Annotated in this window: 20 protein-coding genes and 1 riboswitch; of the genes, 15 read left to right on the top strand and 5 right to left on the bottom strand. The window is 71.1% G+C overall.

Annotated features, from left to right (window positions below; translation table 11 throughout):
• Positions 1-35 precede the first annotated feature (35 nt).
• Positions 36-437 carry a hypothetical protein gene (locus OG408_RS11135; protein WP_266777845.1) on the bottom strand — a complete coding sequence of 134 codons (402 nt, stop codon included), beginning with the start codon at positions 435-437 and terminating at the stop codon, positions 36-38.
• A gap of 202 nt (positions 438-639) precedes the next feature.
• Here OG408_RS11135 and ctaE point away from each other — a divergent pair, with 202 nt between their 5' ends.
• The 6 genes from ctaE to OG408_RS11105 all read left to right on the top strand — a co-directional run bounded on the left by ctaE (position 640) and on the right by OG408_RS11105 (position 7,740).
• A complete protein-coding gene (gene ctaE, locus OG408_RS11130; RefSeq protein WP_136328381.1) occupies positions 640-1,260 on the top strand; it encodes an aa3-type cytochrome oxidase subunit III in 621 nt (206 codons plus the stop codon).
• 58 nt (positions 1,261-1,318) lie between these two features.
• A complete protein-coding gene (gene qcrC / locus OG408_RS11125; RefSeq protein WP_266777842.1) occupies positions 1,319-2,128 on the top strand; it encodes a cytochrome bc1 complex diheme cytochrome c subunit in 810 nt (269 codons plus the stop codon).
• Positions 2,125-3,177 carry a cytochrome bc1 complex Rieske iron-sulfur subunit gene (qcrA, locus tag OG408_RS11120; protein WP_326669617.1) on the top strand — a complete coding sequence of 351 codons (1,053 nt, stop codon included), beginning with the start codon at positions 2,125-2,127 and terminating at the stop codon, positions 3,175-3,177. Before qcrC ends, qcrA begins: the two co-directional genes overlap by 4 nt.
• On the top strand, positions 3,174-4,799 hold the full coding sequence (gene qcrB, locus OG408_RS11115) for a cytochrome bc1 complex cytochrome b subunit (protein WP_266777839.1): 1,626 nt from the start codon (positions 3,174-3,176) through the stop codon (positions 4,797-4,799). The genes qcrA and qcrB overlap by 4 nt, the downstream gene beginning before the upstream one ends.
• A 124-nt stretch (positions 4,800-4,923) precedes the next feature.
• The gene (trpD, locus tag OG408_RS11110) at positions 4,924-5,988 is read left to right on the top strand and encodes an anthranilate phosphoribosyltransferase (protein WP_326669615.1); all 1,065 of its coding nucleotides are present in this window, start codon (positions 4,924-4,926) and stop codon (positions 5,986-5,988) included.
• Between the two features lie 83 nt (positions 5,989-6,071).
• Positions 6,072-6,189: riboswitch (SAM riboswitch) on the top strand.
• Positions 6,190-6,363: 174 nt separating this feature from the next.
• Entirely contained in the window at positions 6,364-7,740 is a 1,377-nt protein-coding gene (locus OG408_RS11105) for an aminotransferase class V-fold PLP-dependent enzyme (RefSeq protein ID WP_285574430.1), read from the top strand.
• Positions 7,741-7,801: 61 nt separating this feature from the next.
• Here OG408_RS11105 and OG408_RS11100 read toward each other — a convergent pair whose 3' ends face one another.
• Together OG408_RS11100 and OG408_RS11095 are read right to left on the bottom strand one after the other, a co-directional pair.
• On the bottom strand, positions 7,802-8,083 hold the full coding sequence (locus tag OG408_RS11100) for an Lrp/AsnC family transcriptional regulator (protein WP_266777833.1): 282 nt from the start codon (positions 8,081-8,083) through the stop codon (positions 7,802-7,804).
• Positions 8,084-8,255: 172 nt separating this feature from the next.
• Complete coding sequence (locus tag OG408_RS11095; RefSeq protein ID WP_266777831.1) at positions 8,256-8,975, bottom strand: rhomboid family intramembrane serine protease; 720 nt, start codon at positions 8,973-8,975, stop codon at positions 8,256-8,258.
• 160 nt (positions 8,976-9,135) lie between these two features.
• Between OG408_RS11095 and OG408_RS11090 the strand changes: the two genes are divergently transcribed.
• The 5 genes from OG408_RS11090 to OG408_RS11070 all read left to right on the top strand — a co-directional run bounded on the left by OG408_RS11090 (position 9,136) and on the right by OG408_RS11070 (position 14,630).
• The gene (locus OG408_RS11090) at positions 9,136-9,378 is read left to right on the top strand and encodes a hypothetical protein (RefSeq protein ID WP_014156692.1); all 243 of its coding nucleotides are present in this window, start codon (positions 9,136-9,138) and stop codon (positions 9,376-9,378) included.
• A gap of 35 nt (positions 9,379-9,413) precedes the next feature.
• Entirely contained in the window at positions 9,414-10,775 is a 1,362-nt protein-coding gene (locus tag OG408_RS11085; protein WP_442806022.1) for an NYN domain-containing protein, read from the top strand.
• A gap of 284 nt (positions 10,776-11,059) precedes the next feature.
• On the top strand, positions 11,060-12,085 hold the full coding sequence (locus OG408_RS11080) for a C40 family peptidase (RefSeq protein ID WP_326669610.1): 1,026 nt from the start codon (positions 11,060-11,062) through the stop codon (positions 12,083-12,085).
• 238 nt (positions 12,086-12,323) lie between these two features.
• Positions 12,324-13,358 carry a C40 family peptidase gene (locus OG408_RS11075; protein WP_326669608.1) on the top strand — a complete coding sequence of 345 codons (1,035 nt, stop codon included), beginning with the start codon at positions 12,324-12,326 and terminating at the stop codon, positions 13,356-13,358.
• 15 nt (positions 13,359-13,373) lie between these two features.
• A complete protein-coding gene (locus OG408_RS11070) occupies positions 13,374-14,630 on the top strand; it encodes a hypothetical protein (protein ID WP_266777823.1) in 1,257 nt (418 codons plus the stop codon).
• Here OG408_RS11070 and OG408_RS11065 read toward each other — a convergent pair.
• On the bottom strand, positions 14,587-15,876 hold the full coding sequence (locus OG408_RS11065; protein ID WP_326669604.1) for a glycosyltransferase family 87 protein: 1,290 nt from the start codon (positions 15,874-15,876) through the stop codon (positions 14,587-14,589). The two genes, OG408_RS11070 and OG408_RS11065, sit on opposite strands and share 44 nt — an antisense overlap.
• Positions 15,877-16,017: 141 nt before the next feature.
• Between OG408_RS11065 and OG408_RS11060 the strand changes: the two genes are divergently transcribed.
• Positions 16,018-17,160, top strand: coding sequence for a glycosyltransferase family 4 protein (locus OG408_RS11060; protein WP_326669603.1), 1,143 nt, complete (start codon positions 16,018-16,020; stop codon positions 17,158-17,160).
• A 55-nt stretch (positions 17,161-17,215) separates the two neighbouring features.
• Here the strand turns inward: OG408_RS11060 and OG408_RS11055 are convergent, their stop codons facing one another.
• Positions 17,216-19,012, bottom strand: a complete 1,797-nt coding sequence (locus OG408_RS11055) for an AMP-dependent synthetase/ligase (protein ID WP_326669601.1) — start codon at positions 19,010-19,012, stop codon at positions 17,216-17,218.
• A gap of 279 nt (positions 19,013-19,291) precedes the next feature.
• Here OG408_RS11055 and OG408_RS11050 point away from each other — a divergent pair, with 279 nt between their 5' ends.
• From OG408_RS11050 to OG408_RS11040, 3 genes are all read left to right on the top strand, one after another.
• On the top strand, positions 19,292-20,098 hold the full coding sequence (locus OG408_RS11050) for a metallophosphoesterase family protein (RefSeq protein ID WP_266777814.1): 807 nt from the start codon (positions 19,292-19,294) through the stop codon (positions 20,096-20,098).
• Positions 20,099-20,212: 114 nt separating this feature from the next.
• Positions 20,213-20,662, top strand: coding sequence for an SRPBCC family protein (locus OG408_RS11045; protein WP_148017697.1), 450 nt, complete (start codon positions 20,213-20,215; stop codon positions 20,660-20,662).
• Between the two features lie 5 nt (positions 20,663-20,667).
• Positions 20,668-21,888 (top strand): ArsA family ATPase, encoded by a 1,221-nt coding sequence (locus OG408_RS11040; RefSeq protein ID WP_326669598.1) that lies wholly within the window; start codon positions 20,668-20,670, stop codon positions 21,886-21,888.
• The last annotated feature ends 34 nt before the right edge of the window (positions 21,889-21,922 follow it).

The raw sequence follows: 21,922 nt of genomic DNA, 5'->3' as shown, positions 1-21,922 counted from the left end.
TGCGCCGCGCCTCGGAACGGCGGGCGGGAGGGGCCTCAGGCCCCCACGGAGAGCCTGCTGCGCAGCAGGGCGGCCAGGGCGTCCGCGAACTCGACCGGTTCGACCGGAAGGGTCACCGCGGCGTCCGCGCGGCTCCAGGTGGCCAGCCAGGCGTCCTGGGGGCGCCCGATCAGCAGCAGCACGGGCGGGCAGCGGAAGATCTCGTCCTTGATCTGCCGGCAGACCCCCATGCCGCCCGCCGGGGCCGTCTCGCCGTCCAACACGCAGACGTCGACGCCTCCGTGCTCCAGCGCGTCCAGGACGGCGGGCAGGGTCGCGCACTCCAGGAACTCCACCTGCGGCACGTCCGCGGCAGGCCTGCGCCCGGCTGCCAGCCTCACCTGCTCACGGGTGTGTGCGTTGTCGCTGTAGACCAGGACCGTGGCGGTCGGCTGCATGGTTCCTCCGTGACATCCGTGTCTTCGGGGCTGTCGGGGCCCCCGGTGCGTGAGGGCTGCCCGATGCGCGGATCGTACTCCGCCCGATGGGCTGTCAGCATCGCCCGGGACAGCGGATCCATGGGCCGTTCGGGGAGGACACACCCCTCTGACACACCGAACGGCACCCCCCGGAGTGAGGGCGGGATAAGCGACCGACATAATGTCGGTCGTGGCGACAGCAACGACAGTAGAAACCGGGCACGCGCACCCGTCGGTCAATCGGCCGAACCTCACCAGCGTCGGAACCATCATCTGGTTGAGTTCCGAGCTGATGTTCTTCGCGGCCCTCTTCGCGATGTACTTCACCCTGCGATCGGTGACCGGAGCGGATCACTGGAAGGAAATGGCGTCAGCCCTGAACTTCCCGTTCTCGGCGACGAACACCACGATCCTGGTGCTCTCCTCACTCACCTGCCAGCTCGGCGTCTTCGCCGCGGAGCGGGGCGATGTGAAGAAGCTCCGTGCCTGGTTCGTGATCACCTTCGTGATGGGTTCGATCTTCATCGGAGGCCAGGTCTTCGAGTACACCGAGCTGGTGAAGAAGGACGGCCTCTCGCTGTCCTCGGACCCGTACGGCTCGGTGTTCTACCTGACCACCGGCTTCCACGGTCTGCACGTGACAGGCGGCCTCATCGCCTTCCTGCTCGTTCTGGGCAGGACATACGCAGCCAAGAGGTTCACCCATGAGCAGGCGACCGCAGCCATCGTCGTGTCCTATTACTGGCACTTCGTCGATGTCGTGTGGATCGGCCTGTTCGCCACGATCTACATGATCAAGTAACCGGGCCAGAGCCCGAACCACATCATCGACGCAGAAGATCCTGACACCGGGGTAATCCGTGAAAAAGCTCTCCGCACGACGACGCCATCCGTTGGCGGCGGTCGTCGTACTACTCCTCGCGCTTGCGGCTACTGGGGGGCTGTACGCCGCGTTTGCGCCCGCGAGTAAGGCGCAGGCCGACGAAACCGCCCAGTCCCTCGCCATCGACGAGGGCAAGAAGCTGTACTCCGTCGGTTGCGCCAGCTGCCACGGAACCGGCGGTCAGGGCACCACCGACGGGCCCCAGCTTGTCGGCGTGGGCTCCGCCGCCGTGGACTTCCAGGTCGGTACGGGCCGTATGCCGGCACAGCAGCCGGGCGCCCAGGTACCGAAGAAGAAGGTCATCTACACCCAGGCCGAGATCGACCAGCTCGCGGCGTACGTCGCGTCGCTCGGCGCCGGCCCGATCGTCCCCACCAAGAGTCAGGTCAGCCCTGACGGTGCGGACATCGCCAAGGGTGGCGACCTGTTCCGCACCAACTGCGCCCAGTGCCACAACTTCACCGGCGAGGGCGGTGCCCTGACGAAGGGCAAGTACGCCCCCAGCCTCGAAGGCGTGGACCCGAAGCACATCTACGAGGCCATGCAGACCGGCCCGCAGAGCATGCCGTCCTTCCCCGACTCGACGATGCCCAATCAGCAGAAGAAGGACATCATCGCGTACATCCAGACCGTGAACGGCTCCGAGTCGGAGAGCCCCGGCGGGCTCTCGCTCGGCGGCCTCGGTCCGGTCAGCGAGGGTCTCTTCGGCTGGATCTTCGGGCTCGGCGCACTGATCGCAGTTGCCATCTGGGTCGCGGCCCACACCGCTAAGGCCAAGAAGTCATGAGTAGCCAAGAGATTCCAGAAGAGAACCTGCCCGCAGAGCAGGATTCCGCGCACGGCGCGGTAGAGGGTACGGACAACCCGTTCGCCGACCCGGGGCTGCCGGCCCACAAGCCGCGCATCCAGGACATCGACGAACGGGCCGCCAACCGGTCCGAGCGCGCGGTCGCGTTCATGTTCACGCTGTCCATGCTGGCGACGGTCGGCTTCATCGCCTCCTACGTCATCTTCCCGGTCGACAAGATCGTCTACATCTTCCCGTTCGGTCATGTGAGCGCGCTCAACTTCTCCCTGGGGCTGACCCTGGGCGTGGCGCTCTTCGCGATCGGCGCGGGCGCCGTCCACTGGGCGCGCACCCTGATGTCGGACGTGGAGGTCGCCGACGAGCGGCACGCGATCTCGGCCGAGCCCGAGGTCAAGGCGAAGGTTCTCGCCGACTTCGCGGCAGGCGCCGAGGAGTCCGCGTTCGGCCGGCGCAAGCTGATCCGCAACACCATGTTCGGCGCGCTGGCCCTGGTGCCGCTCGCCGGTGTGGTGCTGCTGCGCGACCTCGGTCCGCTGCCGGAGAAGAAGCTCCGCTCGACCCTGTGGGCCAAGGGCAAGCAGCTCATCAACATGAACACCAATGAGCCGCTGCGCCCCGAGGACGTCGTCGTCGGTTCGCTGACCTTCGCCATGCCGGAGGGCCTGGAGGAGGACGCGCACGACTTCCAGACGCAGATCGCCAAGGCCGCGCTGATGATCATCCGCATCGAGCCGGACAACATCAAGGACAAGCGCGAGCGCGAGTGGGCCCACGAGGGAATCGTGGCCTTCTCCAAGATCTGCACCCACGTCGGCTGCCCGATCAGCCTGTACGAGCAGCAGACGCACCACGTGCTCTGCCCGTGCCACCAGTCCACCTTCGACCTCTCCGACGGCGCCCGCGTCATCTTCGGTCCGGCCGGTCACGCTCTCCCGCAGCTGCGGATCGGCGTGAACAGCGAGGGCAACCTCGAGGCGCTCGGTGACTTCGAAGAGCCCGTCGGTCCTGCATTCTGGGAGCGCGGATGAGTACTGCGACCGATACGAAGCGCAAGGCGCCCGCCGGTGAGAAGGTTGCCGACTGGGCGGACGGCCGGCTCGGGATCTACTCCCTGGCCAAGGCCAACATGCGCAAGATCTTCCCGGACCACTGGTCCTTCATGCTCGGTGAGATCTGCCTCTACAGCTTCATCATCATCATCCTCACGGGTGTGTATCTGACGCTGTTCTTCCACCCGAGCATGAACGAGGTCGTGTACCACGGCCCGTACGAGCCCATGCAGGGCATCCGGATGTCCGAGGCCTACGCCTCGACCCTGAACATCAGTTTCGACGTCCGCGGTGGTCTGCTCGTCCGGCAGATCCACCACTGGGCCGCGCTGATCTTCCTGGCCGGCATGTTCGTGCACATGATGCGTGTCTTCTTCACGGGCGCGTTCCGCAAGCCGCGCGAGATCAACTGGATGTTCGGCTTCCTGCTGTTCGTCCTCGGGATGTTCACCGGCTTCACCGGCTACTCGCTCCCGGACGACCTGCTCTCGGGCACGGGTGTCCGGTTCACCCAGGGCGCGATCCTGGCCACGCCGATCGTCGGCACGTACATCTCGATGTTCCTGTTCGGCGGAGAGTTCCCCGGCGGCGACTTCGTCGCCCGGTTCTACTCGATCCACATCCTGCTGCTGCCGGGCATCATGCTCGGGCTGCTGGTGGGCCACCTGATCCTGGTCTTCTACCACAAGCACACGCAGTTCGCGGGTCCCGGCCGGACCAACAAGAACGTCGTGGGCATGCCGCTGCTGCCGGTGTACATGGCGAAGGCCGGAGGCTTCTTCTTCCTGGTCTTCGGTGTCATCGCCGTCATCGCGGGCATCGCCTCGATCAACCCGATCTGGGCCATCGGCCCGTACCGCCCGGACCAGGTGTCCACCGGCGCCCAGCCCGACTGGTACATGGGCTTCGCCGAGGGTCTGATCCGAGTGATGCCCGGCTGGGAGATCAACCTCTGGGGTCACACGCTCGTCCTGGGCGTGTTCATCCCGCTGGTCCTCTTCGGTGTGATTCTGGGTGCGATCGCGATGTACCCGTTCATCGAGTCCTGGGTCACCGGCGACAAGCGCGAGCACCACATCCTGGACCGCCCGCGCAACGCCCCGACCCGGACGGCCTTCGGTGTCGCCTGGATCACGGTCTACTTCGTCGGCCTCGTCGGCGGTGGTAACGACCTCTGGGCGACGCACTTCCACCTGTCGCTGAACTCGATCTCCTGGTTCGTCCGGATCTTCTTCTTCGTGGGCCCGGTCCTCGCGTTCATCGTGACGAAGCGGATCTGCCTCGGCCTTCAGCGCCGCGACAAGGAGAAGGTGCTGCACGGACGCGAGTCCGGCCTCATCAAGCGCCTGCCGCACGGTGAGTTCGTCGAGGTCCACGAGCCGCTCTCGCCCGCGCAGCTGCACACGCTCACCGCGCACGAGCAGTACAAGCCGGTCGAGATCGGCCCGACGGTCGACGAGAACGGTGTCGAGCGCAAGGTGTCCCCGGTCGCCAGGGTGCGGGCCAAGCTCAGCAAGGGCTACTACGGCGAGAACAACCAGATCGCCAAGCCCACCGCCGAGGAGTACAAGGAGATCACCAGCGGCCACGGCCACCACTGATCACCTGAACTGATCGCCACAGCGGGAGCCCCGTCCATTCGATGGACGGGGCTCTTTGCTGCCCCTGGGGCTCGATAGGGTGGTCCCATCCCCTAATCGGCTGTGGACCCCCCAGGAGCGGACCATGAACGTTGTGACCCCGGTCGGCGGCGACAGCGTGGCGGCTCGTTCCTGGCCCGGCGTGCTGACCCCCCTGCTGCGTGGCGAGGACCTGACCGAGGACGACACCGCCTGGGCCATGGACCGCATCATGAGCGGCGAGGCCACCGACGTGCAGATCGCCGGATTCGCGGTGGCGCTGCGGGCCAAGGGCGAGACCGTCACGGAGGTCGCCGGCCTGGTCCGCGCGATGTACGAGCACGCCACCACCATCCATGTGCCCGGCCGTACCGTCGACATCGTGGGCACCGGCGGCGACATGGCCAAGACGGTCAACATCTCCACCATGTCGGCGATCGTCGTGGCGGGCACCGGGGCCAAGGTCGTCAAGCACGGCAACCGCGCCTCGTCGTCGGCCAGCGGCTCCTCCGACGTCCTGGGCAAGCTCGGCGTCAACCTGGAACTGCCCCCGCAGCGGGTCGTGGAGGTGGCCGAGGAAGCGGGCATCACCTTCTGCTTCGCGGTCAAGTTCCACCCCGCACTGCGGTACGCGGCGAAGGCCCGGGCGGAGCTCGGCGCGCCGACCACGTTCAACATCCTCGGCCCGCTCACCAACCCGGCCAAGGTGCGGTCGCAGGCGATCGGCGTCGCCGACCTGCGGATGGCGCCCATCGTCGCGGGCGTCCTCGCCGAGCGCGGCAACTCCGCCCTGGTCTTCCGCGGCGACGACGGCCTGGACGAGCTGACCACCACCGCGACCTCCCGGGTCTGGATCGCCCGGGACGGCGTGGTGCGCGAGGAGGCGTTCGACCCGCGCGACGTCGGTCTCGAGCTGGTGCCGGTGGACGCGCTGCGCGGCGCCGACGCCTCGTACAACGCCGATGTGGCCCGCCGGCTGCTCGCCGGTGAGACGGGGCCCGTACGGGACGCCGTCCTGCTCAACTCGGCGGCGGCCCTGGTCGCCCTGGATCCGGGGGAGGGCACGCTGGCCGAGCAGATCGCCGGCGGGATCGTGAAGGCCGCCGAGTCCATCGACTCGGGCGCGGCGGGCCGGGTGCTGGAGCGCTGGGTCGTGGCCAGCAACGTCTGAGGGCACGGAGTGTGAGGCAGGGCGCAGTCCAGATCATGGACTGCGCCTTGCGCGTTTGCGTACGTATGGCAAGATGCTGCGCAGGTCATGAGTGACAGCGACTACGGCCCCGGCCCGCTGTCCGGCAACCCTCCGTCCGTGGCGGGGTGCCCCGGGTGAAGACCAGGCCGTAGGCAGCGAGGTCTGCGGCAAGCGCGGACCCCTCGACATCGTGAGATGTCCACCCGTGGGGTCCTGGTCCTCAGGGAGCCTCTTGTGAGCAAGCGAATGCGATAGGGCTTTTCGGCCCTCCTCCGCACACCCTTCTTTCTTCCCTCCGTGCTGCCGCGTCGTCGCAGGCACGCGGATTTCGCCTGCCTGTTACGGGAGTTCGTCATGTCTGTCTTCACCGCTGCCGCCGACCAGTCCATTTGTTCCCCGCTGCCCGTTCTGGGCAAGGATGTGACGGTCCCGCTGGTCACCGGCGGTGAGGTCACCTACGCCGCACTCGACTACGCCGCCAGCGCCCCGGCCCTGCAGCGGGTGTGGGACGACGTCGCCGCCTACGCCCCGTACTACGGCAGCGTCCACCGCGGCGCCGGCTACCTCTCGCAGCTCTCCACGGACCTCTTCGAGTCCAGCCGCGTCACCGTCGCCGAGTTCCTCGGCTGCCGCCCCGACGACCAGGTGATCTTCACCCGGTCGACCACAGACTCGCTCAACCTGCTGGCCGCGGCCGTGCCGGCCGACTGCCAGGTCTTCGTGTACGAGACCGAGCACCACGCCTCGCTGCTGCCCTGGCGCGACGCCCGGGTGACCTACCTGAACGCCCCGCGCACCCCGGCCCAGGCCGTCGCCACGCTGGAGCGGGCGCTCGCCGACCGTGACCCGTACGGCCCCGCGCTGGTGTGCGTCACCGGCGCCTCCAACGTCACCGGTGAGCTGTGGCCGGTCAAGGAGCTCGCCGCCGCCGCGCACGCCCACGGCGCGCGGATCGTGCTCGACGCCGCCCAGCTCGCCCCGCACCACCCCGTCGACATCGCCGAGCTGGACGTCGACTGGGTCGCCTTCTCCGGCCACAAGCTGTACGCGCCGTTCGGCTCCGGCGTCCTCGCCGGCCGCTCCGACTGGCTGCGCACCGCCGAGCCCTACCTGGCCGGCGGCGGCGCCTCCCGCAAGGTAGCCCGGCGCACCGACGGCGGGGTGGACGTCGAGTGGCACACCACCGCCGCCCGCCACGAGGCCGGCTCGCCCAACGTCATCGGCGTCTACTCCATCGCCTCCGCCTGCAAGGCGCTCACCGAGGCCGGATTCGACAGCCTGGTCGCCCGCGAGCAGCACCTCGTCAGCACGGTCCGCGCCGGACTCGCCGAGGTCCCCGAGGTCAAGGTGCTCTCACTGTTCGGCGACGACGCCCCGCGGGTCGGCGTCATCTCCTTCGTGGTGGAGGGCTGGAACAGCTCGCACTTCGCCGCGGCGCTCTCCGCCGAGTACGGCATCGGGGTGCGCGACGGACTCTTCTGCGCCCACCCGCTGGTGCGCACCCTGCTCGGCAGCGACCCGCAGGACGTCGGCGAGTGCGGCGCGCCGGAGGCGGAGCCGGGCGAGCGGTCCCTCAACGCGATCCGCGTCAGCTTCGGCGCCGGTACCCCGGAGGAGCACATCGAGCGCTTCCTGCGCGCCGTCCGCGAGCTGGTCAGCGAGGGCGCCCAGTGGAAGTACCGCACCGAGGACGGCCGTTGCGTCCCGGACCGCGGCACCGCGCAGGTCTGAGGCGGACAGCACTTCGGCCGGGCACGGACAGCTGTCCGTGCCCGGCCGAAGTGCTGCCCTGCTAGCCGTCCAGGCCGATGGCGAACGCGGCTTCCAGGTCGTGCTGGGAGTACGTACGGAACGCGACGTGTGTGTCGGTCCCCTCGACACCGGGGATCTTGCTGATCCGGCCGGGGATGACGTCGGCGAGATCGTCGTGCTTGGAGACCCGGACCATGGCGATCAGGTCGTAGGTACCGGTGACCGAGAAGACCTCGCTGACGCTGTCCAGCGCGGCGATGGCCTCGGCGATCTCGGGAATCCGGTCCACGCTGGTTTTGATGAGCACGATCGCGGTGATCACGGCTGGCTTTCTCCCTCGGTGGCCGTGGCTGGGGACTTCACTCTAGAGCCTTGCGCCGGGAGCGTGCCGGGCTCGCGGGGTCCGGCACGCGCATCTGCGGCGTTGTCGTCAGTCGCCACTGCTCCGCAGTGCCTCCTGCGCCTTGCAGCTGCACGCACCGGACCCCGCTCCCTTATCCGGCCTGCTCCCGGCGCAAGGCTCCGGCCTCACGCCTGTAGCGCCCCCACGCATAGAGAAACCCGGTGGCGAAGCCGACCACGTGGGCGAGGTAGGCCACGCCCGGCCCGCTGCCCGCGCCCTCGGCCGCCAGCCACTGCAGGACGAACCAGAAGACCAGCACGATCCAGGCGGGGAAGCGCAGCGGCAGGAACAGCAGGAACGGGAACAGGCTGGTGACCCGGGCCCGGGGGAAGAGGTAGAGGAAGGCGCCCAGCACCGCCGAGATCGCCCCCGACGCGCCGACGAGGGTCTGGTCGGACGTGGCGTGCGCGGCCGCGTAGGCGAGCAGGGCGAGATAGCCGCAGCCGAGGTAGAAGAAGGCGAACTCGGTGTGGCCCATCCGTTCCTCGGCCATCGCCCCGAACACGTACAGGAACAGCATGTTGCCGAGCAGATGCAGCCAGCTGCCGTGCACGAACAGGGCGGTGAGCGGGGTGAGCACGGCGTGCCCCGACCCGTCCCACAGCTCGCTCGGGATCACGCCCCAGCGTTCGAAGTACCCGGCCTGCGCGGCGAGCAGGGCGTCCGCGCTGCCGTAGACCGGGTTGAACCCGGACAGCGGGCTGATCACGAAGACCACGCAGCACAGGGCGATGAGGGCGTACGTCACCGGCGGCCCGCCCGAGGTGGCCGCCCGCAGGATTCTGCCGGCCGCAGCCCGCCGATCGATCATGAACAGAGCATGACGCAAGCGGAGGGAACGGGACAGAGCGCCTCGCCGTGCCGGTGGGATGCGCCGAGGCCGTAGGGTTGCAGCAGGACATCCGCAGTTCGACGGCGCACCGCGAGATCATTGTCCGGCGGCTCACGGCTCGAGATAAGAGGACACAACGATGACGACGGTTCCCCAGCCGACCGACGGGACCCGCTGGCGCTGCACGCTCTGCGGAAACCTGACGCGGTTCGACGTGACGCGCTCGTCCAAGGTCGTCGAGTACGTGCACCTCGACCTGGCCGGTGAGTCCAGTGTCGAAGAACGCGAGGTCGTCAGTGAGACCATCGAGTCGGTGCGGTGTCGTTGGTGCAACGCGGTGGACCAGATCGAACTAGTCGACAGGCCGGGTGCCGACTCCTGACGGGGCCGTGCGGACATAAAACGAGGTGACGGATGGTGGAGCAGCCCGCTGGCGGCGCCGCGTCGGCCGATGCGGCCGACGATGCCGTGGAGGCGCTCGACCGCCCGCTGCCCGAAGGCGTGCGGCGGCGGGTCGTCGCGCTGGTCTCGGACGCGTTCGGCGGACTCACGGTCTCCGAACTCCCGGCTCAGCTCAGACAGTACGCCCGCTTCACCCCGACCCGGCGGGCGAAGTTCGCCGGCAACGCGATGGCGGCCGCGCTGGAGGGCGACGCGCCCTTCCGCCGGCGCATCGGTGAACGGCTGACGGAGTCCCAGCCGGAACTGGCCGCCGCGCTCGTGGCGGGCTCCCCGCCCGCCGCCGCCGACCCCGTCGACGTGGCCGCCGCGGCCTATGTGCTGCGCCCCGCCGGCTGGGTCAAGCTGGTCGCCGCCGCGGGCGAGGAGGCCGAACGGGTCCACGCCGAGCGCGCCGACGAGGAGAGCCGGCTCGAACTGGAGCGGCTGCGCGAGGAACTCGCCCAGGCGCGCGCCCAGACCAAGAGCGACACCGAACGGCTCCGCGGTGAGCTGGAGGCGGCCCGCAAGGAGGCCGATTCGCTCCAGCGCAAACTGCGCAGCGCGGCCAACGAGGTGAAGCGCGGCGAGGCGGCGCTGCGCCGCGGCAAGGCCGAGAGCGACGCCGTGCGGGCCGAGGCGGCCGCGCAGGTGTCCGCGGCGGAGAGCGAGACCCGGCGGCTGCGGGCGAGGCTCGGTGAGGCGGAGGCGTCCGTCGAGGCGGGCCGCAGGGCCGCCAGGGAGGGGCGCTCGGTCGAGGACATGCGGCTGCGGCTGCTGCTCGACACGGTCATCGAGGCGGCCGGCGGACTGCGGCGCGAACTGGCGCTGCCGCCCTCGTCGATGCGGCCCGCGGACAGCGTGGACGCGGTCGAGCCGGGGCGGATGTCGCCCAAGGACATTGCCGCGAGGGCTCTTTCGGAGACGGACCCGGCACTGCTCGACCAACTGCTCGCGCTGCCGCAGGCCCATCTGATCGTGGACGGCTACAACGTGACCAAGACCGGCTATCCGCAGATGCCGCTGGAGAAGCAGCGGCTGCGGCTGCTGGGCGGCCTTTCGGTGCTCGCGGCCCAGACGGGCGCCGAGATGACCTGTGTCTTCGACGGGGCCGAACTGGCGGCGCCGGTGCTGCTCGCACCGCCGCGCGGCGTGCGGGTGCTGTTCAGCAAGCCGGGTGTCACGGCCGACGAGGTCATCAGGCAACTGGCCCGTGCCGAACCGTCCGGACGGCCCGTCGTGGTGGTCTCCACCGACCGCGAGGTGGCCGACGGAGTGGCGAAGGCGGGGGCCAGGCCCGTTGCGTCCGTCTTGCTCCTGAAGCGGCTTTCGCGCGTCTAGTCCGGCTTGTCATGACGTTCCGGATATCACGGAACGGACCGTCAAGTCACCGCTACACCCTGTGTGATGTGAGTAAAGAAGTACCTCGTGTGACGAGATTTTTCCCGCGAGGATTTGAACTGATCACAAGACGGTCACTAAGGTCGGGCCTCGAACCTTCGAACGGTTGATCACCCATCCGGGGTGGCAGCGAAGGAACCGCCGAGTCCGTGACGTGCACGGAGCCGGGGACTCACCTCCCCCACTTCCCGGTAGGCGGCTCGAGGAAGAAGGAGCTCGCCTTCGTGGCGTCCCACCGTCGTCCCAAGCAGCCGAGCCGCACCCGCGTGACCGTGCTCACCGCAACTGCCGCCGCAGCCGTGGCCCTGACCTCCCAGGCCGCCCACGCCGACCCCAAGCCGACCAAGAGCGAGGTCAAGGCGAAGGTCGACAAGCTCTACCACGAGGCGGAGGAGGCCACCGAGCAGTACAGCGGGGCCAAGGAGAAGCAGGAGAAGCTCGAGAAGCAGATCGACGCGCTGCAGGACAAGGTCGCCCGCGGTCAGCAGGATCTCAACTCGCTCCGTTCCGGCCTCGGTTCCCTCGCCGCCGCGCAGTACCGCTCCGGAGGCATCGACCCCTCCGTGCAGCTCTTCCTCGCGTCGGACCCGGACAGCTTCCTCGAGCAGGCCTCCGCGCTCGACCAGTTGACCGCCAAGCAGGCCGAGTCGCTGTCGAAGATCCAGGAGAAGCAGCGGTCCCTCGCGCAGGAGCGCAAGGAGGCGCAGGACAAGCTGAGCGACCTCGCGGATGTCCGCAAGACGCTCGGCGAGAAGAAGAAGAAGCAGCAGGCCAAGCTCGCCGAGGCGCAGAAGGTGCTCAACACCCTCACCGCCGCCGAGCGCGCCAAGATGCGCCAGGACGACCTCCGCGCCAGCCGCGCCGCCGGTGACCGGGTCGACCTCGGCAACGAGGCCCCCGCGTCCGGTCTGGGCGGGGCCGCCCTCCAGGCCGCCAGCACCCGGGTCGGCATGCCGTACGTCTCCGGCGCCACGGGCCCCGGCTCCTTCGACTGCTCGGGTCTGACCCAGTGGGCCTACGCCCAGGCCGGTGCCCAGATCACCCGCACCACGTACACCCAGATCAACCAGGGCACCCAGATCGCCCGCAGCCAGCTCAAGCCGGGCGACCTGGTCTTCTTCAGCAACACCTCGCACGTGGCCCTCTACGCGGGCAACAACACCGTGCTGCACGCGCCCAAGCCAGGCGCCTCGGTGCGCTACGAGTCAATGAACACGGTCGGCAGCTACCAGACCGCGGTGCGCATCTGATCACGCCCGAACGGGCGAATTCCCGCGCCCCGTACTGACGCCCCGCCCCGCCGGAGACCACAGGTCACCGGCGGGGCGCCGTCGTTTGCGCCCCCTGTCCGCCCGGCGCGGTCTTTGTCCGCTCCGTGATCGCCCGACTACTGTCTGCCTGCTGAGCAGCTCCCGTGCGTCGGTCCGCCCGCCCCGGGTGGCAGGGGCTGCGCACGTCTGCGTACAGCGGAAGGGAGTACGGCGTCCTGTGGTGTCCCATCGCCGTTCCACACAGCCCGGCGTCAGCCGGAGCGTCCGGGTCACTGTCCTGTCGGCCGCCGCCGCGACCGCCGCCGCGGCGCTCGGGGCGGCCACCGCGAACGCCGAGCCGCACGACACCCGGCAGGCCGCCGGGGCCCGGGTCGACCGCCTCTACGCCGAGGCCGAGCGGGCGACCGAGCAGTACAACAAGGCCGGTGAGAACGTCGGCCGGCTGCGCGGCGAGGTGAGCCGGGCCCAGGACCGGGCCGCCCGGGGCCAGGAACGCATCAACGGGATGCGCGCGGAGCTGGGTTCGGCCGCCCGCGAGCAGTACCGGTCCGGCGGCATCGACCCCTCGCTCGCGCTGCTGCTCTCCTCCGACCCCGACGGCTACCTCGACGCGGCCGCCGCCCTGGGCCGGGCCGACGAACACCGCGCCACCACGCTGGACCGGATCCGCAAGGCGCAGCGGGTGCTCGCCCAGACCCGTGCGGAGGCCGCCCGCGCACTCGCCGGCCTGGAGCGCAACCGCGAGGCCGTCACCCGCCACAAGCGCACCGTCGAGCGCAAGCTCGTCCAGGCCAGGCAGGTGCTGAAGTCGCTGCCCGGCGCCGACCGGGAAGCCCTCGAACGGGCCTCGCGCACCGGCCGCGACGACGGGAGCGCAGGACCCGTGGCAGGTCTGTCCGCCGGCTCGTCCAGGGCGGCCGCCGCCGTCATGGCCGTCCAGCAGGCGCTGGGCCGGCCCTACGTCTGGGGCGCGAACGGACCCTCGGGGTTCGACTGCTCCGGCCTGATGCAGTGGGCGTACGCCCGGGCCGGGGTGAGTCTGCCGCGGACCTCGCAGGCCCAGCGGTACGCCGGTCACATGGTGCCGCTCTCCGAGGCCCGCCCCGGGGACCTCGTCGCCTACCGCGCGGACGCCAGCCACATCGGCATGTACGTCGGAAACGGCCAGGTCATCCACGCCCCGTACCCGGGCGCCCCGGTCCGCTACGACCCCGTCGGCATGATGCCCGTCTCCTCGGTCACCCGGGTCTGACCGTACCCTCGTCATGTGGCTGATCAGGGGCGTACCGCGGGGCGGGCGCGCGGTGGACGACGGCGCGCGGCGGGCGCGGTGCTCGCCGTGCTGCTGTGCGCGGCCGCCTGCACCGCCCCGGCCGCCGACGAGGTCCCCGACCCCGCCGCGCGTGACATCCGCGCCACGCTGGACCGCCGCGCGGCCGCCGTGCTGCACCACGACCCGGCGGCCTACGCCGCCGTCGTCGATCCGGACGCCACGGCCCTGCGGACCGCCCAGCGCCGGGAGCTCGGCCACCTCGCGGACGTGCCGCTCGGCTCCTGGACGTACCGGCTGACCGGTCTCGCCGCGCACGGCGCCGACCGGGCCACCGCCGACGTCCGGCTCGGCTACCGGATCAAGGGGTACGACAGCGCGCCGGTCTCCGTCGACCGGGTCGTCGACCTGGAGCGGGACCGGGCCGACGGCCGCTGGTACATCACCGCCGACCGGGCCGCCGACGGCGGCGGACGACAGCTCTGGCAGCAGGGCGACATCGACGTGGTGCGCGGCACGCACAGCCTGGTGCTCGGCGTCGGCCGCTCCCGGGCGGAGCTGGACGGGATCGCGGCCACCGCGGACCGGGCGGTGCCCGACGTCTCCGGGGCCTGGCCGGACCACTGGGCCGGGCGCGTGGTGGTGCTGGTGCCGGACACCGTGGCGGACATGGCGGAGCTGCTCGGCTCGCCCGCCGCGAACTACCGGGGCATAGCGGCCGTCACCACCGGGGAGACGGGCGGTTCGGGCAAGGCCCCCGCCGACCGGGTGATCGTCAACCCGGAGGCGTACGCGATGCTCGGCGCCTTCGGACAGCGCGTCGTCCTCACCCACGAGACCACCCATGTGGCGACCCGCACCCGGACCTCCGCCGCCACCCCGGTCTGGCTCTCCGAGGGCTTCGCCGACTGGGCCGCCTACCGGACGCAGGGCCGCACCGCCGCCGAGGTCGCGCCCGAACTGGCCGACGCCGTCCGCGGCGGCGACGTACCCGCCGCCCTGCCCACGGACGAGGACTTCGGCTTCGCCGGCGACGCGGACCGCCTCGCGAGGGCCTACGAGGGCGGCTGGCTGGCCTGCGAGCTCATCGCTGGCCACTGGGGCCAGGACGAGCTGCTGGCCTTCTACCGGGCCGTGGGGGCGCACTCCGGGCGGGACGGGGCGGTCGAGCAGGCCCTGCACGAGGTCCTGGGCACGACCCCGCAGGACTTCACGGCGCGCTGGCGGGAGTATCTGCGGAGCCGGCTCGGCTGAACGGGGGCGCGACGGGCTCCGCGCCGGCCGCCGTGACCTCGTCGGACCGCGCACCGTCCCGGACCGGGCCGCGCACGGTGTCCCGCCACAGCCGCCCGCACGCGAGCAGTGTCGCCGCGACCAGCAGCCCGTTGCGCAGGAACATCAGGGTCACGCCCGTCGCGTCACTGGTCACCACGTGGACGAAGCCGAGCGGGAACTCCAGCTGCGTGACGCCCGTCGCGACCAGCACCAGGACGGCGGGCAGCGCCATCCGGCTAGCCCGGAAGACCAGGCAGACCGCGGCCAGGCCGACCAGCCACAGCATGTACTGGGGGCTGATCACCCGGCTCGTGGTGGTGAACAGCAGCACCGCGGTGAAGGCCGCGTCCGCCGGCGTACTCACCCCGAAGGTGCGCGCCCGCAGCCGCCACACCAGCAGCCAGCCGAACGCGACCACGCTCAGCCCGAGCGCGAGGGTGCTCACCAGCGGTACGTGCGGGCCCAGGAACTCCAGCGAGCCGTAGTGCAGCTCCACCCGGCCCTGCCAGCCGAACTGCCGCGCCACATGGAAGACCAGGGCCCCCAGCGACTCGACCTCGGTGCCCCGGTCCCGCTGGAAACCCAGGAACGCCAGCGCGCCGGGCGCCGCCGCGGCGCACAGCAGCAGCAGACCGGCCGCCACCCCGGCCGCCGTCGCCCACGCCAGCCGGGTCCGCCGCCCGCGCGCGGTACCGGCGAGCAGCAGCGCGGGCCACACCTTCAGCAGCGCGCCGAAGGCGGCCAGCGCCCCCATCACCCGCGGATGCCGGACCCCGGCCAGCAGCGCCGCCACGGCCACGGCCGTCACCATCACGTCGTACCGGGCGTACGCGGTCGTCCCCAGCAGCGGCACCCCCGCCACCCACACCCAGGCCCCGGCCGTCCTGCGGCCGGCGCCCCGGCCCGCGTGCAGCAGCAGGCCCAGCACCAGCGCGTCGCACAGGAACGCGAGGACGAAGAAGGCCGACGCGTAGTCCAGGAAGGGCAGCAGGGCGGGGGAGAGGATGGCGAGCGCCGCGACCGGCGGGTACTGCCAGGTGACGTCGGACTGCGGGTAGCTGCCCGACCTCAGCACGTCGTACCAGCCGTGGTAGATCACCGACACGTCGCTCGTCACGTCCGGGCCGGGCAGCGTGATCACCTTCACGACGCAGAGCAGGAGCACGGACCTGGTCAGCGCCCACACCGCGAAGGCACTCGTCCGTGTGCCGCTCGAAACCGTCATGACCCGCCCTTGCCCGTCCGCCAGTGGTACGACAGGCCATGATGCCCCGCCCGTCTGTGCGGGAGCCACAGAACCGGGTCCGGGACTCCGCGTGGCGTCGCGGGGAATCCCGCACCCGGCCGCCCGGTACTGTCGGCGGCGATGGACAAGACCTTGATCGTGACCAATGACTTCCCGCCCCGCCCCGGTGGCATCCAGGCGTTCCTGCACAACATGGCGCTCCGGCTGGACCCGGAACAGGTCGTCGTCTACGCCTCCACCTGGAAGCGCGGCGCCGAGGGCGCGGCGGCCACCGCGGCCTTCGACGCCGGGCAGCCCTTCACCGTGGTCCGCGACCGCACGACGATGCTGCTGCCGACCCCGCGGGTGACCCGGCGCGCGGCGCAGCTGCTGCGGACCCACGGCTGCTCCTCCGTCTGGTTCGGCGCCGCCGCCCCGCTCGGGCTGATGGCCCCTGCGCTGCGCCGGGCCGGTGCCCGCAGGCTGGTCGCCACCACCCACGGGCACGAGGCCGGCTGGGCCCAGCTGCCCGCCTCCCGGCAGCTGCTGCGGCGGATCGGCGAGGGCACGGACACGATCACCTACCTCGGCGAGTACACCCGCTCCCGGATCGCCGCCGCGCTCACCCTGGCGGCCGCGGCCCGCATGGTGCAGCTGCCGCCCGGCGTCGACGAGAAGACCTTCCACCCGGACTCCGGCGGCGACCGGGTCCGGGCCCGGCTCGGGCTCACCGACCGGCCCGTCGTCGTCTGCGTGTCCCGGCTGGTGCCCCGCAAGGGCCAGGACACCCTGATCCTCGCGATGCCGGCGATCCTGGCCGAGGTGCCCGACGCCGTCCTGCTGATCGTCGGCGGCGGACCGTACGCCGGCGAGCTGGAGAAGCTGGCGGCGGAGACCGGGGTGCTGGACTCGGTGCGGTTCACCGGCCCGGTGCCGTGGGAGGAACTGCCCGCGCACTACGGGGCCGGTGACGTCTTCGCGATGCCGTGCCGCACCCGGCGCGGCGGCCTCGACGTGGAGGGCCTGGGCATCGTCTACCTGGAGGCGTCCGCGACCGGACTGCCGGTGGTGGCGGGCGACTCGGGCGGCGCCCCGGACGCCGTGCTCGACGGCGAGACGGGATGGGTGGTGCGCGGCGGCTCGGCCGAGGAGTCGGCGGAGCGGATCGTCGCGCTGCTCGGCGACCCGGAGCTGCGGCAGCGGATGGGGGAGCGGGGCCGGGCCTGGGTCGAGGAGAAGTGGCGCTGGGACCTGCTCGCGGAGAGGCTCCGGGAACTGCTCTGAACGTACGGAGGGGCCCGCGCCACCCTCGGCGCGGGCCCCTCCGTGCACGAGTGGATCAGGCGCGGTAGATCGACTCCACCTCGTCCGCGAAGTCCTTCGCCACCACGTTCCGCTTCAGCTTCAGCGACGGCGTGATGTGGCCCGCCTCCTCGGTGAACTGGGCGGCCAGGATGCGGAACTTGCGTACGGACTCGGCCTTGGACACCGCGGCGTTGCCGTCGTCGATCGCGCGCTGCACCTCGGCCAGCAGCTCCGCGTCCTCGCGCAGCGACAGGGCCGTCGAACCGACCGGCTTGCCGTGCTCCTCGGCCCAGTGGCCCAGGAACTCCTCGTCCAGCGTCACCAGGGCGCCCACGAACGGGCGCCCGTCGCCGACGACCATGCACTCCGCGACGAGGGCGTGCCCGCGGATGCGGTCCTCGATCACGGCGGGAGCGACGTTCTTGCCGCCCGCCGTGACGATGATCTCCTTCTTGCGGCCGGTGATCGCGAGGTAGCCGTCCTCGTCGAGCGTGCCGATGTCACCGGTGTGGAACCAGCCGTCGGCCAGCGCCTCGGCGGTCGCCGTCTCGTTGTTCCAGTAGCCGGAGAACAGGTGCTCGCCGTGCAGCAGCACCTCGCCGTCGTCGGCGATGCGCACCACGGAGCCAGGCAGCGGCTGGCCGACCGTACCGATCTTCTGCCGGTCCCACGGGTTGAAGGCGGTGGCCGCGCACGTCTCGGTCAGGCCGTAGCCCTCCAGGACGGTGAAGCCGATGCCGCGGTAGAAGTGGCCGAGCCGCTCGCCCAGCGGCGCGCCGCCGGAGATCGCGTACTCACCGCGTCCGCCGAGCACGGCCCGCAGCTTGCTGTAGACGAGCCGGTCGAACACCTTGTGCTTGAACTTCAGGCCCACCGACGGCCCCTGCGGGGTGCCCAGCGCGCGGCTGTAGGCGATCGCGGTGTTCGCGGCCTTGTCGAAGATCTTGCCCTTGCCGTCGGCCTGCGCCTTGGCCCGGGCCGAGTTGTAGACCTTCTCGAAGACCCGCGGCACACCGAGGATCAGCGTCGGCCGGAAAGCGGCCAGCTCATCGGTGAGGTTCTTGATGTCCGGTACGCAGCCGAGCTTGATCGGCGCCATCACGGAGGCGACCTCGACCAGCCGGCCGAAGACGTGCGCGGCGGGCAGGAAGAGCAGTACCGAGCACTCGCCGGTGCGGAAGAGGGGCTTGAGCCGCTCCACCACGTTGCCGCACTCCGCGAAGAAGCTGCGGTGCGTCAGCACACAGCCCTTGGGGCGGCCGGTGGTGCCGGAGGTGTAGACGATGGTGGCCGGGTCGTCGGCCTTGGCACTCGTCATCCGCAGGTCGAGCGCCTCGTCCGAGATCTCCTCACCGACCGCCGACATCTGCCGGATCGTGTCGCCCTCGATCTGCCAGATGCCCTTCAGCCCGGGCAGGCCGGCCTGGACCGAGACCACGGACGCCTGGTGCGCATCGGACTCCACGATGCACAGGGTGGCGCCGGAGTCACCGAGGATCCACTGGATCTGCTCGGCGGAACTGGTCTCGTACACCGGCACGGTGACCGCGCCCGCGCTCCAGATCGCGAAGTCGAGCAGCACCCACTCGTAACGGGTGCGGGAGAGCAGGGCGACCCGGTCGCCGGGCTCGACACCGGCGGCCATCAGCCCCTTGGCGACGGCTCTGACCTCGGCCAGGAACTGGGTGGCGGTGACGTCCGTCCAGACGCCTGCCACTTTGCGGCTCATCACCGCGACGTCGGGATGCTGAGCGGCATTGCGGCGGATGAGATCCGTCAGGTTGCCGTCCGAGGGGACCTCGTACAGGGCCGGAAGGCTGAACTCGCGCAAGACTGCTGCTCCTCATCGGGCTCCGGTGCCACGGCTCTGTGTGACGCACCGGCGCGGTCCAAGAATGGCGGGTGCTCAGTGGGGTGAGCACGACTGGACTGCCCGGACGTTACCCACCGGTACTCGGTTCCGGATAGGGGGTTCAGGCCAGATGTCTTATGCGTCACACATATCGGTGGTCCTTGCGCGCAGAGTAGTGCACCCCGGCCGGCACTCGGAAGTAACCGCAGGTCCGGCGGCCCCTACCCAGGTGGACGCCGGAGTTCTAGGGTGATCGTCATGGCAGCAGGACCGAACAGCAGGGACGCCGGCGCCGGACGGCGCACCCGCATCCACGTGGTCAGTGACGTGCACGGCAACACCGAGGCGCTCGCCCGCGCCGGGGAGGGCGCCGACGCCCTCGTCTGTCTGGGTGACCTGGTGCTCTTCCTCGACTACGCGGACCACTCGCGCGGCATCTTCCCCGACCTGTTCGGCGTGGAGAACGCCGACCGCATCGTCGCCCTGCGCACCGAGCGCCGCTTCGAGGAGGCCCGGGACTTCGGCCGGGAGCTGTGGGCGGGCCTGGACCGCAACGCCGCGATCATCGCCGCCGTGCGCAAGCAGTACGCCGAGATGTTCGCCGCCCTGCCCGCCCCGACGTACGCCACCTACGGCAACGTCGACATCCCCGACCTGTGGCCCGAGTACGCCGGCCCCGGCACCACCGTCCTGGACGGCGACCGCGTCGAGATCGGCGGCCGGGTCTTCGGTTTCGTCGGCGGCGGCCTGCGGACCCCGATGCGCACCCCGTACGAGATCAGCGACGAGGAGTACGCCGCCAAGATCGAGGCGGTGGGCGAGGTCGACGTCCTCTGCACGCACATCCCGCCCGATGTCCCCGAGCTGACGTACGACACCGTGGCGCGCCGCTTCGAGCGCGGCAGCCGGGCGCTGCTCGCCGCCATCCGCCGCACCCGGCCGCGCTACTCCGTCTTCGGCCACGTCCACCAGCCGCTGGTCCGCCGGATGCGGATCGGCGTCACCGAGTGCGTCAACGTCGGCCACTTCGCCTCGACCGGCCGGCCCTGGGCCCTGGAGTGGTGACCCCCCGCCCCTGCCCGGGCCGGACCCTGCGACCCGGCGCAGCGCGCACGCGATAGCCTTCTGGCGGCAGGCCTCTGCCGACCGACCGGTACACCGCACTGGAGGGCCACAGCGATGGCTGAACACACCAGCTCGAGCATCACGATCGAGGCGGCACCGGCCGACGTCATGGGCGTGATCGCCGACTTCGACCGCTATCCGGAGTGGACCGGCGAGGTCAAGGAGGCCGAGGTGCTCGGCACCGACGACCGCGGCCGCGCCGAGAAGGTCCGCCTCGTCCTGGACGCCGGCGCGATCAAGGACGACCACACCCTCGCGTACACCTGGATCGGCGACTACGAGGTCAGCTGGACCCTGGTCAAGTCCCAGATGCTGCGCGCCATCGACGGCTCCTACGCCCTCGCGCCGCTCGGCGACGGCGACCGCACCGAGGTCACCTACCGGCTGACCGTCGACGTCAAGATCCCGATGCTCGGCATGATCAAGCGCAAGGCCGAGAAGGTCATCATCGACCGCGCCCTGGCCGGACTCAAGAAGCGCGTCGAGTCCGTCCCGAAGGCCTGACCGGGGTGCGTACGGTCCTGGTCACCGGCCTCGGCGGCGCGGGCCGCAGCACCGTCGCGGCGGCCACCGCCCTGGCCGGCGCCCGGAGCGGCGCCCGCACGCTGCTGCTCTCCGCCGACGCCATACCCGGCTTCCCCGCCGAAACCGCGCCCACCCGCGTCAACGACACGCTGTCATCCGTCCGGATCGACTCCGGCGAGCACTTCCGCGGCGAACTCCTCACGCTCCAGGACGAGTTGTCCGGCGTGCTCGATCTGCTCGGCGGCAACCGCATGGACGGCGAGGAGCTCACCGAACTCCCCGGCAGCACCGAACTCGCCCTGCTGCACGCGCTGCGCCGCGCCGCCCGGGGCGACTGGTCCCGCGCCGGCTACGACCTCCTCGTCGTCGACCTGCCGCCGCTGCGCGAAGCCCTCGCCGTACTGGCCCTGCCCGAGCAGCTGCGCCGCTACCTGCGGCGGCTGCTGCCGCAGGAACGCCAGGCCGCACGCGCCCTGCGCCCCATGCTCGCCCAGCTGGCCGGGGTGCCCATGCCCGCCCAGTGGCTGTACGAGGCCGCCGCCCGGCGCGACGCCGAACTCGCCGAGGTCCAGGAGCTGATCGAGGACCGTGCGAGCACGCTCCGGCTGGTCGCCGAACCGGGCCCGGCGGCCGAGGACGCCCTGCGCACCGCCCGGACCGGGCTCGCCCTGCACGGGCTGCGTGTCGACGCCGTGGTCGCCAACCGGGTGCTGCCCCGCCACTCGTCCGACCCCTGGTTCGCCGCGCTCGCCGCACAGCAGGAGAAGTGCCTCGGCCACTGGCGCGAGGAATGGACGGCCGAGGCCCCCTCGGTCCTGGTGCCGCACCTGGGCCGCGACCCGCACGGCCCCGACGACCTCACCGGCCTGGACGGCACGGACGGCGCGCCGTCCCTGGCACCGGACACGCGCGGCGGCGGCCGCGCCGATGACCCCTGGTGGATCGAGGAGGCCGGCGCCCCGGACGGGCCGGACGGCGGCGACGGGATACTCGTCTGGTGCCTGCGGCTTCCCGGCGCCGTCAAGAAGGACCTCCAGCTCGTCCGGCGCGGCAGCGAGCTGCTCCTCACCGTCGGAACCTTCCACCGCATCGTTCCCCTGGAGTCCGCCCTGCGCCGCTGCACCGTCTCCGGCGCGGCCCTCACGGACGGTGTACTGCGGGTCAGGTTCACGCCGGATCCCGGCCTGTGGCCGAGGACGGGCTGAACGGCGTACCACCGTTCGGGTAACGTCGGTAGAA

Origin of the sequence: Streptomyces sp. NBC_01257, from assembly GCF_035917255.1 — a bacterium.
In the GTDB taxonomy this organism is placed as follows: domain Bacteria; phylum Actinomycetota; class Actinomycetes; order Streptomycetales; family Streptomycetaceae; genus Streptomyces.
The sequence above is the reverse complement of the archived record's forward strand: the minus strand, read 5'-3'. Positions and strand labels throughout refer to the sequence as shown.